Below are 12,823 nucleotides of genomic sequence, written 5' to 3'. Positions count from 1 at the left end.
CGCCTTGGTCGCAAAGGCCCACCGACCTGCCCTGCCGACAGGCACCGCGACCACTTCACCGGGGAAGATCATGAAACGCATGCTGTTCGCGCCCATGCTGTGGATGGTGCTGGCCGGTACCGCGCACGCTGGCGAACCAGAGTTCGTGCAGGTGTCGCCAGGCGTCTGGATGGTGACGGTCAAGAATCACGCAGGCGTCTTCGCCAGCGCAGCCACCACCAAGCGCAAGGCGCTCTTGGCCGCCAACGCCTTTGCCGCCGCCAAGGACATGCAGGCGGTGCCAGTGGCGATGGAATCGATGGATGCTGGCGGACCAGGCCAGTGGCCGTATGTCGAGTATCAGTTCCGCCTGGTTCCGCACGGATCGAGCGAAACCGTCGGACTGCAGCCGCGGGCCGACATGCAGATCGAGGTGAACGAGAGCGTTCCCTCGCACGCCACGACCAGTGCGCCTACGCCCGCACCTAGCGCGTCGCCCGATCTGTACGCCGAGCTGCTGAAGCTGGACGACCTGCGGAAGAAAGGCCTGCTCACCGAGGCCGAGTTCCAGGCGCAGAAGACCAAGCTGTTGTCGCGCTAGCCGCATCGCAGACGGCACTCACGCATTGTTCGCAATAAAAAAGCACCTGCAGGCCACTGGGCCTGCCGGTGCGTAAGAAAGTGGTCCAGCCGCGGATGCCTGCATCCTTGAAGCAGCCCCAGGCATCGCCCCGGCCGCACAGCTGGTAGGCGCATCATGCGTGGGCGCCCGTTACGCCGGCGTCCTTGAGGCGTTGCGAAATGATGTCGGCGGCGTCGAGGGCGTGCGATGAGAACCCCTTACCCATCCAGCGATCGCCACGATCGCGTCACGGCGGTGGGGTGATTGCGCATTGCGGTAACGAACAGACATGCCCGTCACCACCAGCCTGTACGGTGAGGAGCCCTCCACGCTTCGGACATCCGCCATGCCATTGACCCAGGAACAACTGCGCATCCTGCAGGACATCCATGCCACCACCCCGGTCAGTGAAGCCGAGGCGACCTGGGCGGTGCGCGAGGACTACGCGGCGCAAGGCGAGGACGGCGATCTTGCGCTCAGCCAGAAGGGGCTGAAGGCCATCGACGGCAGCGAAGCGTAACCCGCCTCCTGGCAGGCGCATCTCGCCGACCCCATCGCGCCGGCGACGTTAGCGGTGCAGAGATAGGCTGTCGTGTCGGCGCTGCGTCCATTTGCGCATAGCGCCGCCCCACGCGACGACAGTACGGTTCGCCCGGCTAGCGCCCCGCTTCGCCCGTCCCCTCATCCGGCGCGGCGCGCCACCTTCTCCCGTGGGTTAGAGGCAGGTGCGAGCGTCCTCGCAACAGCGCTGTCCTACCCGCCGCCAGACAACGTCTGCCGCGTGGCGCAGGTTGATCGGCGCGACGCCGATCCCTCCGCCAATGCGACGTCGTCGTGATGCCGTGCGTGTCGGCAATCCCGCTGCGCCCCGGTCAGCTTCGGGATATTCACCACAAAAGAACCTCAGGCATGGAACTTGCATCTGCCACCGCAACGCCTCTCCGCCATCCTGACGTCGCCATGCTCATTGCCCGCCCTCGCAAGCCCGCCCGCAATGGCCGTGCGCCGCTCCGGAGTCCAGCCCCGTGAGCGCCGGATTGACCCTGCGTCGGCACTTCCGGCTCGGCATCATCAAGGCACTCGGTCCGTCCACGGCCGGGGTGCTGCTGCTGTTCGCCGTCTATCAGATGGCGATCGGCGCGCCGTTGACCGCACTGGCCGGCGCCGCGCTGGCCGGCCTGGCCGCGCTGGCGACGTGGCTGGCGCTGCACCGCGGCGACGGCCGCATGGATCCGCTGCTGTCGCTGAGCTGGTTGCTGGGCAGCGCCCTGGCCTGCCATGCACTGCGCCACGCCGCGGTGCCGTGGCTGTACCTGGTGATGATGAGCAATTTCTTCGTGGTGACGCGCCATGTCGCGCTGGCCTGCAATGCCACGCTGATCGCGGTGCTGCTGGTAGTGACCCCGAGCACCCTGGGTGCCGAGCACTTCTTCTCGATGATCTCGGTGTCGTTGCTGATCACCGGGCTGGGCTACATGCTGGCGTTGCGGGTGGAAGGCGATCGCGTGCAACTGGAGCAACTGGCGTCGCACGATTCGCTGACCGGGCTGCCGAACCGTCGCATGCTCGAGCGCAGCCTGTCGCAACGGGTGGCCGATCCGCGCCGTGCGACCCGCCGGCACGGGCTGATCGTGCTCGACATCGATCACTTCAAGGAGGTCAACGACCTCTACGGCCATGCCGAGGGCGACCGGGTGCTGGCCGAGCTGGCGGCGCTGCTGCGCGCGCAGGTACGCGCGCCGGACGAGGTGTTCCGGTTCGGCGGCGAGGAGTTCGTGGTGGTGGCACGGCTGCAGTCCGCGACCGAACTGTCCGCCTTCGCCAGGCGCCTGCACGATGCCACCCGCTCTGCGCTGCGCGGCCCCAACGGCACCATCACCGTGTCGTTGGGCGCGGCGATGCTGTGCGACGAGGTGCAGTGGCACGACTGGTTCTCGCGCGCCGACACCGCGCTGTACCAGGCCAAGAACAACGGTCGCGACCGTTATGTGATCGCCGAGGACGTGGCGCAGGACTGAGCGACCAGCACCCGCAGCGATCTGCCGCCTGCCCGGCTGGTCTTCGGCCCGGTCGCTGTCACCAGGGGGGCTCTGATGACGGGAAGCATCCTGTGGGCATCGACTGTGATGCCGCGCGAAGTGGCGTGCGTTCCGATGGCGCAATGCGTCGGGACTGAAGTCCCTCCCACAGTGCACCCGCAGGACTCGCCGCAAGCGATTGGGGGAGTCAACTGTCATGCAGCCGCGAAGGGCCACACCGGGAACGCCCGTCGCGGCTGAAGCCGCTCCTACGGAAACCCGCACCGGCCTGATGCTGACAAAAAGCAGATGAAGTGAGGTGCCGAGAAGGCCACGGTGCGTGCAGTCCGCCCGCACCGCGGTCTTCGCGGCCTGCCGGTCAGCGCGCCTTCACCGCAGACGCCGCCACCGCGGTGGTCGCGACATCCCTGCCAGCCTCCGTGCCCGCGTCCTGCCCCCAACCACCGAGCGCCTTGTACACCCGCACCACGCCGATGTTCACCGCTGCCTCGGCGTCGGCCAGGGCCGCCTCGGCGGTCAATTGCGTGCGCTGCGCATCGAGCAGGGTCAGGAAATCCTCCGAGCCTTCGCGATAGCGGATCTGGGCCAACGCCTCGGCACGCTGCGCCGCCTGCGTCTGTTCGGCCACGATCGCCAGCCGTGCCTGTTCGTGGGCATAGGCGGTCAAGGCGTTCTCGGTGTCTTCCAGTGCGCCGAGCACGGCTTTCTCGTAGTCGGCGGCAGCGCCGTCGGCCTGCGCCTCGCTCGCGCGCAGGCGTGCCCGCACGCTACCGATGTCGAATGCCGCCCACTGGATCGACGGGGTCAGCGACCAGGCCTTGCTGCGGCCGTGCAGCAAGGCGCCGGCATCGCCGGACAGGAAGCCGACGAAACCGGACAGGCTGATCCGCGGGAACAGGTCGGCGGTGGCCACGCCGACGCGCGCGGTCGCCGCCGCCAGACGGCGTTCGGCGATGCGCACGTCCGGACGCCGGCGCAGCAACTGCGTGGTATCGCCCAGCGGCAAGGCCCGTGCATAGGCCGGGGTCGGCTGCGGCGCCAGCAGTGCATCGAGCGCGCCGGGCGGCTTGCCCAGCAGCACCGCCAGCCGGTGCCGCGCCTGTGCGGCATCGACTTCCAGCAGCGGGATGTCGGCCTCGATCGCCTTCAGCCGCGCGCGGCTGCTCTGCACGTCCAGTTCGCTGCCGGCGCCCAGTCGCCAACGGGTCTCGGTCAGCCGCTGGGTGTCGCGCAGGTTGTCCAGCGTGGTCCGCGCCAGGGCGATGCGCTTCTGCGTGCCGCGCAGGGCGAAGTAGTTGCGTGCCACCTCCGCGGCCACGGTGACCTGGGCGTCGGCCAGGCCGGCCTGTTCGGCTTCCAGGTTCGCACGCGCCGCTTCGCTGGCGCGGCGCTGGCGCCCGAACAGGTCCAGCTCCCAACCGGCATCGAAGCCCAGCCGGTAGCTTTCGGTCAGCACGCGCGCGCCGCCGGCGTCCGCGTCCGGGGCCTTGCCGCGGGTGTAGTCGCCGCCGGCGGTGACATGCGGCGCCTGGTCCAGGCGCTGCTCGGCGAAGACCGCGCGCGCCTCGTGCACGCGCGCCAGGGCGAGGCGCAGGTCCAGGTTGGCGACCAGCCCGTCGTGCACCAGCTGTTCCAGCACCGGATCGTCGAACTGCGCCCACCAGGAGGCGACCGGCGAGTCGGTCGCGAACACCGGCGACGCCGCACCCTGCAGGGTCACCGGCGGCTGCGCCGGTGCGTGGTAGTCGGGGCCGACGCTGGCGCAGGCGCTGAGCAGCGCCAGCGCCAGTGCGCCGAAGACAGGACGGATCACCATGGCAGCACCTGTCCGACATGGGTGTAGCTGCCGGTGGGGCCGTCGGCGTCGAGCAGCGCCATCATCACGCTGCTGCGCGCGCCGTCGGCCACTTCCAGCTCGCCCTCGCCCGCATTCATGTCGGTCTTCACGTAGCCGGGGTGGATGGTGTTGACCTTGATCGGGGTCTCGCGCAGTTCGTAGGCCAACTGGATGGTCCAGGCATTCACCGCGCTCTTGGACACGTTGTAGGCCGGCACCTTGAAGTCGTAGATCGGCGACCCGGGCTGGCTGTGCAGCGCCAGCGAACCGAGCACGCTGGAGACGTTGACGATGCGCGCGGCCGGCGCTTCGCGCAGCAGCGGCAGGAACGCCTGGGTGACCGCGATCAGGCCGAACAGGTTGGTGTCGAAGGTCTCGCGCCAGGTCTCCAGGCTCTGCTGCGACACGCTCAGGCGCAGGTCGTCGCGCAGGATGCCGGCGTTGTTGACCAGGATGTCCAGCCGCCCATGGCGTGCGCGCACCGTCTCCACTGCGGCGGCGATGCTGGCGGCGTCGGTGACGTCCAGGGTCAGCGGCTCGACCGGCAGGCCTTCGCCCTGCAGTTCCAGGGCCGCGGCGCTGGCGCGGGTGGCGTCGCGTCCGGCCAGCAGGGTGTGCACGCCGGCTTCGGCCAGCTGCCGCACGGTGTGCAGGCCGATGCCGCGGGTGGCGCCGGTGACCAGGGCGATCTTGTGTGCTGCGTTCATTGCGAAACTCCTGAGAAGGATGGGAAAGGAATCAGCCGTGCGCCGGCGCGTCGGCATGGGCCGGCGCATGCGAGACCAGCGGCCGCCCGGCCAGCTTGCGCAGGGCGACATAGAACACGGGGGTGAGGAACAGACCGAACAGGGTCACGCCCAGCATGCCGGCGAACACGGTGATGCCGGTGGCAGAGCGCACTTCCGCGCCCGCGCCATGCGAGAACACCAGCGGCACCGTGCCGGCGATGAAGGCGATGGAGGTCATCACGATCGGGCGCAGGCGCAGGCGGCAGGCCTGCAGCGCCGATTCGACGATGCCCTTGCCCTGCAGTTCCAGTTCGCGGGCGAACTCGACGATCAGGATCGCGTTCTTGCACGCCAGGCCCATCAGCACCACCAGGCCGACCTGCACGAACACGTTGTTGTCGCCGCCGCTCAACCACACACCGAACAGCGCCGACAGCAGGGTCATCGGCACGATCAGGATCACCGCCAGCGGCAGCGTCCAGCTCTCGTACAGCGCGGCCAGCACCAGGAACGCCAGCAGCACCGCCAGCGGGAACACCACCAACGCCGCATTGCCCTGGGTGGCCTGCTGGTAGCTCAGGTCGGTCCACTCGATCTCCATGCCGTTGGGCAGCACCTGCTTGGCGATCTGGGTGATCTTGGCCATCGCCTCGGCCGAGGACAGCGAGCGCGCATCGGCTTCGCCGGCCAGGTCGGCGGCCGGATAGCCGTTGTAGCGCAGCACCGGGTCCGGGCCGTAGGTCTGCTTGATCGTCACCATCGAGCCGATCGGCACCATCTCGCCCTGCGCATTGCGGGTGCGCAGCCGGGCGATGTCCTCCACGCTCTCGCGGAACGGCGCATCGGCCTGGGCGATTACCTGCCAGGTGCGGCCGAACTGGTTGAAGTCGTTGACGTAGGTCGAGCCCAGGTAGGTCTGCAAGGTGTCGAACAGATCGGTCAGGGCCACGCCCTGGGCCTTGGCCTTGACCCGGTCGACCTCGGCATCGAGCTGCGGCACGTTGGCCTGGTAGGTGCCGATCGGGAAGCTCATGCCCGGGGTCTGCGCCACCGCACCCTGCATGGTGCTGACCGCGTTCTGCAGTGCGCCGTAGCCGAGGTTGGCGCGGTCTTCGATGAACAGCTGGTAGCCGTTACCGTTGCCCAGGCCGAGGATCGGCGGCGGCATGAAGGCGAACGACATGCCCTCGCCCAGTTGCGAGATGCGCTGGTTGATCTCGGCATTGATCTCCAGCGCGCTGCGGTGGCGCTCGGCGAACGGCTTCAGCGGCAGGAACACCACGCCGGTATTGGGGGTGTTGGTGAACTGCAGCGCGTTGAGGCCCGGGAACGAGATCGCATGCGCCACGCCATCGGTCTGCATGGCGATGGTGGCGACCTTGCGCAGCATCGCGTCGGTGCGCTCGATCGAGGCACCTTCCGGCAGCTTCACACCGGCGATCAGGTACATCTTGTCCTGGGTCGGGATGAAGCCGCCCGGCACCGCCTTGAACATCAGCCCGGTCACCAGCAGCAGCGCCACGTACACCGCGAACACCGCGCCGCGGCGGCCGAGGATGCGCGACACCGCACCCTGGTAGCGGTCGGAGCTGCGGTGGAAGAAGCGGTTGAACGGACGGAACAGCCAGCCGCCGAACAGCCGCTCCATGCCACGCGACAGGCGGTCCTTGGGCGCGTCGTGGCCTTGCAGCAGGCGCGCGGCCAGCGCCGGCGACAGGGTCAGCGAGTTGATCGCCGAGATCACCGTCGAAATGGCGATGGTCACCGCGAACTGCTTGTAGAACTGCCCGGTGACCCCGGACAGGAACGCCATCGGCACGAACACCGCGCACAGCACCAGCGCGATCGCGATGATCGGGCCGGACACCTCGCGCATCGCCTGGTGGGCGGCCGCCAGCGGGGTCAACCCCTCCTCGATGTTGCGCTCCACGTTCTCCACCACCACGATCGCATCGTCGACCACGATGCCGATCGCCAGCACCAGCCCGAACAGGGTCAGCGTGTTGATCGAGAAGCCCAGCAGGTACAGCGCGGCGAAGGTGCCGACCACCGACACCGGCACCGCGATCAGCGGAATGATCGAGGCGCGCCAGGTCTGCAGGAACAGGATCACCACCAGCACCACCAGCAGCACCGCCTCCAGCAGGGTGTGGACCACCGCGCTGATCGAGTCGCGCACGAAGATGGTGGTGTCGTACACCGCCTCGTACTTCACGTCGTCGGGGAACTGCTTGGTCAGCTCGTCCATCTTGGCGATGACCTGGTCGCGGATCTGCAGCGCATTGGCGCCCGGCGCCTGGAAGATGCCGATGCCGACCGCGTTCTTGCCGTCCAGCTGCGCGCGCAAGGTGTAGTCGCCGGCGCCCAGCTGCAGCCGGGCGACGTCGGACAGGCGCACGGTCTGGCCGTCGGCGCCGACCTTGAGCACGATGTCGCCGAACTCCTGTTCGGTACGCAGGCGGCCCTGCGCGTTGATCAGGGTCAGGAACTTGCTCTCCGGCATCGGCTCGGCGCCGAGCTGACCGGCGGAGACCTGCACGTTCTGCTCGCGCATCGCCGCGACCACGTCGCTGGCGGTGAGCCCGCGCGCGGCCACCCGCTCCGGGTCCAGCCACGCCCGCATCGCGTAGTCGCCGCCGCCGAACACCTGCGCATCGCCCACGCCCTGGATCCGCGCCAGCGCGTCCTTGACGTGCAGGCGTGCGTAGTTGCGCAGGTACAGCGTGTCGTACTTGCCCTTGGGCGAGGTCAGGTGCACTACCATCAGGAAGGTCGGCGACTGCTTCTGCGTGGTCACGCCCTGCCGCCGCACGTCCTCGGGCAGGCGCGCCTGCGCCTGCGCCACGCGGTTCTGCACCTTGACCGCGGCATCGTCCGGATCGGTGCCCGGGCGGAAGGTCACGGTCATCTGCAGCACGCCGTCGGAACCGGCGACCGACTTGATGTACATCATGTTCTCCACGCCGTTGATCGCTTCCTCCAGCGGCGTGGCGACGGTCTCGGCGATGACCTTGGGGTTGGCGCCCGGATACACCGTGCGCACTACCACCGAAGGCGGCACCACGTCGGGATATTCGCCGATGGGCAGCAGCGGGATGGCGATCAGGCCCGCGGCGAAAATGACGATCGACAGCACGGCGGCGAAGATCGGCCGGTCGATGAAGAATCTGGAAAAGTCCATGGGTGGTGGTCCTGGAAACGGATGAAACGGGGGGCCGGGCGCGGACGCAGGCATGCCGGTGGCGGCGCCGGGCCATCACGGGCCCGGCGGGCGCGGCCGGTCGGTCATGACCCGGCCGGTGCTGCGTCGGCGCCCGCGACTCAGTCGAGGGCGACGGCCTGCCGCGGTGCGGCAGGCGACGCGGTCTGTGCGATCGGCTTGGCCTGCACCGGCATGCCGGGCATGAACACCTTCTGCACGCCGTCGACGATGACCTTGTCGCCGGCGGACAAGCCGCTCTGCACGATGCGCAGGCCGTCGGCGCTGCGGCCGAGCTGCACGTCGCGCCGCTGCGCCTTGCCGTCCTTGTCGACCACGTAGACGTACTTGCGGTCCTGGTCGGTGAGCACCGCGCGATCGTCGATCAGCACCGCGTCGAAGCGGCCGCTGCCGAGCAGCCGCACCCGCGCGAACAGGCCGGGGGTGAAGCGGCGGTCGGCGTTGTCCAGCAGCGCGCGCACGTGGATGGTGCCGGTGCTGCGCACCAGCTGGTTGTCGAGGAAATCGACCTTGCCGGCATGCGGATAGCCGTCCTCGCCGACCAGGCCGACCTGCACCGGCAGGCTGCCGTCGCGCTCGCTCGGGCGCTGGCCGTCGCGCGCCATCTGCGCATAGCGCAGGAAGGTGCCTTCGTCGGCGTCGAAGTACACGTGCACCTTGTCCAGCGACACCAGCGTGGTCAGCACGCTGGCGCTGTCGCCGGCGCTGACCAGGTTGCCGGCGGTGACCATCGCGCGGCCGGCGCGGCCGGCGATCGGCGCGCGCACCTGGGTCCATTCCAGGTTCAGGCGTGCGCTGTCCACCGCCGCCTGCGCGGCCAGCACGTCGGCCTGCGCCTGCTCGGCCGCGGCGCGCCGCTGTTCCCAGCTCTCGGTGGAGATGGCCTGCTGTTCGGACAGGGTCTTGGCGCGCGCGGCCTCGCTGGCGCTGAGCTTGGCCTGGGTACGTGCGCGCGCCAGGTCGGCCTCGGCGCGCGCCAGGTCGGCGCGGTAGCTGCGCGCGTCGATGGTGAACAGCACATCGCCCTTCTTCACCTCCTGCCCTTCGACGTAGTTGACCTTGTCGATGTAGCCGGACACGCGCGGGCGCAGGTCGACGTGCTCGACCGCCTCGACGCGGCCGCTGAACTCGTCCCACTGACTGATCTGCTTCTGCAGCGCGGGCGCCACGCCCACGCTCGGCGGCGGCGGCGCGCCCTGTTCGTTGGCCTTGCCGCCGCAGGCGGCGAGCGTGGCGACCAGCAGCGCCACCGCCAGCGGGCGCAGGGCGCCCGGCAGCAGGCGCGACGGCATCGGAATCGGATTCATGGAGAGACCTCGTGGGTGGAGAAGGAAAACGGCAAGGGGGTGAGCAAGGCGCTGCGCGGCTGGGCAAGGTGGCGGCGGTCGATCTCGACCAGGGCGCGGTCCGGCCGCTGCGGATCGGCGAGCAGGTGGACCACGGCGCGGCCGACGCCGAGGGTGGTGAACCACTCCGGGCAGTCGCCGATGGCGTCGTCGCTGCGGCACACCGGCTCGGACAGCGACAGCAGGTGCACGTGCACGCCCAGCGGCTTGGCTTCCTCGTGCAGCACCTGCGCGAGCATGCGGATCGCGGAGGCCGCGACCGAACTGTCGCCGTGCCCGGACCAGGCGCGCAGCGCGCAGGGACTGCCGAGCAGCACGTAGCGCGCGCCGCGCTCGTGCTGCGCCAGCAACGGCAGCAGATGCCGTGCGGCAGCGAGGTGCGGCAGCAGGTCCGCATCCAGGCGCCGGCGCAGCGCGCCCAGCGGTCGCTCCAGCAGGCGCCCCGGCCGCAGCGGACTGCCCAGGGCGGCGACCACCGCGGCCAGCGGCCGCGGCCGCTGCGCGATCTCGGCGACCAAGGCAGCGGCAGCCGCGTCGGTGCCGACCGAGCCGCACAGCACGTCCAGGCCGGGTTCGTCGCGGTGGCGGTCGCGCAGCGCGGCCAGGCGGGCGCGGTCGCGCGCCACCGCCAACACCGGGCTGCCCGCCTCCAGCAGCGCCTGGACCACGCCCTGCCCGACCGTGCCGCTGCCTCCGAGGACCAGGACCTCGGGGGCCAACATCCCGCTCACGGGACTTTTCCTCCCGCGGACGGGACAATCGCTATTCGACCCAGCCGATCGTTACCCGAGGCGCCCAGGCGCAGGCTGCTGCCACCCTGCCGCCGCGGCGGCGGCGTGAACTCGCGAAACGCTTTCGGGTAAAGGGATTGCGCCGTCGCTACCGGCGCGGAACGGCGCCGCGGCTGGCGATCGGGGCAGGCGAAAAACTGGAACAGAGTGCGCATCGACATGGGCAAAGCTCGTCGGTGATGGCGAATGCGGACAAATTAGGCGCCAAAGCCGCACTTGATTAGTCCGAATTAAGGGGAATAATCGTCCCGCTATCGGTCCAATCGTCTCCACCCCAAGGAACCGCCATGAGCCACGATCTGAACGACACCCTGATCTTCGTCAAGGTGGTCGAGCAAGGCAGCTTCATCGCCGCGGCCAATGCCCTCGGCCTGCCGAAGACCACCGTCAGCCGCAAGGTGCAGGACCTGGAGGCGCGGCTGGGCGCGCGCCTGCTGCACCGGACCACGCGCCGGCTCGGGCTGACCGAGGCCGGCGCGGTCTACCACGAGCATTGCCAGCGCATCGCCCGCGAACTGGAGGAAGCCGAGAGCGCGGTGGGCCAGCTGCAGGCCGGCCCGCGCGGCTGGCTGCGCTTCAGCGTGCCCTACTCGGCCGGCATTTCCTGGGTGGCGCCGATCCTGGGCGAGTTCCACCGCCAGCATCCGGAAGTGCGGCTGGAGATGATCATGACCAGCGACAAGGTCGACCCGATCGCCGAAGGCGTGGACGTGGCCCTGCACATGGGCACGCTGCCGGATTCGACCATGGTCGCGCGCAAGCTCGCCACCTTCCGCACCCAGGTCTTCGCCAGCCCGTACTACATCGAGCGCCACGGCGAACCGCTGCATCCGGACGACCTGCAGCACCACCGCACGCTGGCGCTGAGCAACGGCCGCGGCGGCGGCAACCGGCTGTGCTGGCCGCTGCGCAACGGCAAGCAGAGCGGCGAATTCCTGGTCCAGCCGATCCTGCTGGCCAACGACTCGGCGGCGCTGATCGGCGGCCTGGTCTGCGGCGAAGGCCTGGTGCTGGCCAGCGATGCGACGATCAAGCCGCTGATCGAGGCCGGCAAGGCGCGGCGCGTGCTCGGCGGCTGGGTCGGGCCGGACCTGGATTTCAACGCGGTGTTCCCGGGCGGGCGCATGCTCTCGCCGAAGGTGCGCGCCTTCGTCGACTTCCTGGTCGACAAGCTCAACTTCGACGTCAGCTACATGATGGCGCAGTGCCCGGCCAAGCTGGCCACGCAGCAGGCCGAGGACGGCGCCGAGTTCACCCTGTGCAGCGGCGTGGCGATGAACACGCAGTCGCTGGCCAGCCTGCCGCGCGTGGCCGCCGCGCCGGTGCCGGCGGACGCGGCGCTGGAGACGGAAGCCGAGGACGAAGAGGACGCGGCGCTGGTCTGAGCCGCGCCGCGCACAACGCGTCCCAGCAGCAGCGCAGAAACGCGAACGGGCCGCAGTGCGGCCCGTTCGTCGTTGCGGTCGGCGGATCGGATCGGTCAGCCGGCCGAGGCACGCAGCGGCACCACGCGGATCTCCACGCGGCGGTTCTGCGCGCGACCGGCCTCGGTGCTGTTGTCGGCGATCGGGTACTTCTTGCCCGCGCCCAGGGTCTGGATGCGCTCGGGCTGCACGCCCTGCGCGGTCAGGTAGGCGGCCACCGAGGACGCGCGCTGTTCGGACAGGCGCTGGTTGACCGCATCGCTGCCGATGCTGTCGGTGTGCCCGACCACTTCGATCATGGTCTGGTTGTATTCGCCCAGGGTCTGGGCCACGCCGTTGAGCGCCGAATAGAACTGCGGCTTGAGCGTGGACTGGTTGAAGTCGAAGGTGATGCCGTCGGGCAGGTTGAGGGTGATGTTGTCGCCGTCGCGGCGCACGTCGATGCCGGTGTTGGCGGTGCGCTCGCGCAGCGCGCGCTCCTGCCGATCCTGGTAGTTGCCGATCGCCGCGCCGCTGAGCGCGCCGATGCCGGCGCCGATCATCGCGTGCTGGCGGCGCTCGGTGGCGCTGCTGCCGCTGAGCAGGCCGGCGGCGACGCCGACCGCGGTGCCGATCAGCGCGCCGCGGCCGGTGCGGTTCTGCTGCTCGGTGGGATTGCCGTACTGATCGCGCTGCACGTAGGAGCCGCCGGTGGCGCAGGCGGACAGCACCAGCGCGCTGGCCAGGGCCACGGACACGCCGCGAAGGGTGGTCGTTTTCATCATGTTCTCTCCGAACCTGGTTTGACGTGGCCGCAGCATAAACAGGGCCACGCGAGGCGCGGATGAACGCAGCCCG

General features: G+C 69.6%; 10 protein-coding genes. 4 read left to right on the top strand and 6 right to left on the bottom strand.

Annotation, left to right across the window (positions count from 1 at the left end; genetic code table 11):
- The first annotated feature begins 70 nt into the window (after positions 1-70).
- The 3 genes from AC1PMG_RS08780 (at position 71) to AC1PMG_RS08770 (ending at position 2,619) form a co-directional block, all read left to right on the top strand.
- Positions 71-580: an SHOCT domain-containing protein gene (locus AC1PMG_RS08780; protein WP_481111337.1), complete on the top strand. Its 510-nt coding sequence runs from the start codon at positions 71-73 to the stop codon at positions 578-580.
- A gap of 310 nt (positions 581-890) precedes the next feature.
- Positions 891-1,121, top strand: a complete 231-nt coding sequence (locus tag AC1PMG_RS08775; protein WP_481111336.1) for a hypothetical protein — start codon at positions 891-893, stop codon at positions 1,119-1,121.
- A gap of 505 nt (positions 1,122-1,626) precedes the next feature.
- Positions 1,627-2,619, top strand: a complete 993-nt coding sequence (locus AC1PMG_RS08770) for a GGDEF domain-containing protein (RefSeq protein ID WP_342072035.1) — start codon at positions 1,627-1,629, stop codon at positions 2,617-2,619.
- Positions 2,620-2,998: 379 nt separating this feature from the next.
- Here the strand turns inward: AC1PMG_RS08770 and AC1PMG_RS08765 are convergent, their stop codons facing one another.
- The 5 genes from AC1PMG_RS08765 to AC1PMG_RS08745 form a co-directional block, all read right to left on the bottom strand.
- The gene (locus AC1PMG_RS08765) at positions 2,999-4,456 is read right to left on the bottom strand and encodes an efflux transporter outer membrane subunit (RefSeq protein WP_481111335.1); all 1,458 of its coding nucleotides are present in this window, start codon (positions 4,454-4,456) and stop codon (positions 2,999-3,001) included.
- Positions 4,450-5,184: an SDR family oxidoreductase gene (locus AC1PMG_RS08760; RefSeq protein WP_342072037.1), complete on the bottom strand. Its 735-nt coding sequence runs from the start codon at positions 5,182-5,184 to the stop codon at positions 4,450-4,452. Before AC1PMG_RS08760 ends, AC1PMG_RS08765 begins: the two co-directional genes overlap by 7 nt.
- Positions 5,185-5,215: 31 nt before the next feature.
- A complete protein-coding gene (locus tag AC1PMG_RS08755) occupies positions 5,216-8,386 on the bottom strand; it encodes an efflux RND transporter permease subunit (RefSeq protein WP_267126261.1) in 3,171 nt (1,056 codons plus the stop codon).
- A 140-nt stretch (positions 8,387-8,526) separates the two neighbouring features.
- Positions 8,527-9,717 (bottom strand): efflux RND transporter periplasmic adaptor subunit, encoded by a 1,191-nt coding sequence (locus tag AC1PMG_RS08750; RefSeq protein WP_407136457.1) that lies wholly within the window; start codon positions 9,715-9,717, stop codon positions 8,527-8,529.
- Between the two features lie 11 nt (positions 9,718-9,728).
- A complete protein-coding gene (locus AC1PMG_RS08745) occupies positions 9,729-10,502 on the bottom strand; it encodes an SDR family NAD(P)-dependent oxidoreductase (protein ID WP_481111334.1) in 774 nt (257 codons plus the stop codon).
- A 347-nt stretch (positions 10,503-10,849) separates the two neighbouring features.
- Here AC1PMG_RS08745 and AC1PMG_RS08740 point away from each other — a divergent pair, with 347 nt between their 5' ends.
- Positions 10,850-11,947 carry a LysR family transcriptional regulator gene (locus tag AC1PMG_RS08740; protein ID WP_152235808.1) on the top strand — a complete coding sequence of 366 codons (1,098 nt, stop codon included), beginning with the start codon at positions 10,850-10,852 and terminating at the stop codon, positions 11,945-11,947.
- Positions 11,948-12,042: 95 nt separating this feature from the next.
- Here the strand turns inward: AC1PMG_RS08740 and AC1PMG_RS08735 are convergent, their stop codons facing one another.
- A complete protein-coding gene (locus tag AC1PMG_RS08735) occupies positions 12,043-12,747 on the bottom strand; it encodes a YiaD family glycine zipper/OmpA-like lipoprotein (RefSeq protein ID WP_026143200.1) in 705 nt (234 codons plus the stop codon).
- Between the last annotated feature and the right edge of the window lie 76 nt (positions 12,748-12,823).

The organism is Xanthomonas sp. NCPPB 2250 (assembly GCF_056725265.1).
The sequence above is the reverse complement of the archived record's forward strand: the minus strand, read 5'-3'. Positions and strand labels throughout refer to the sequence as shown.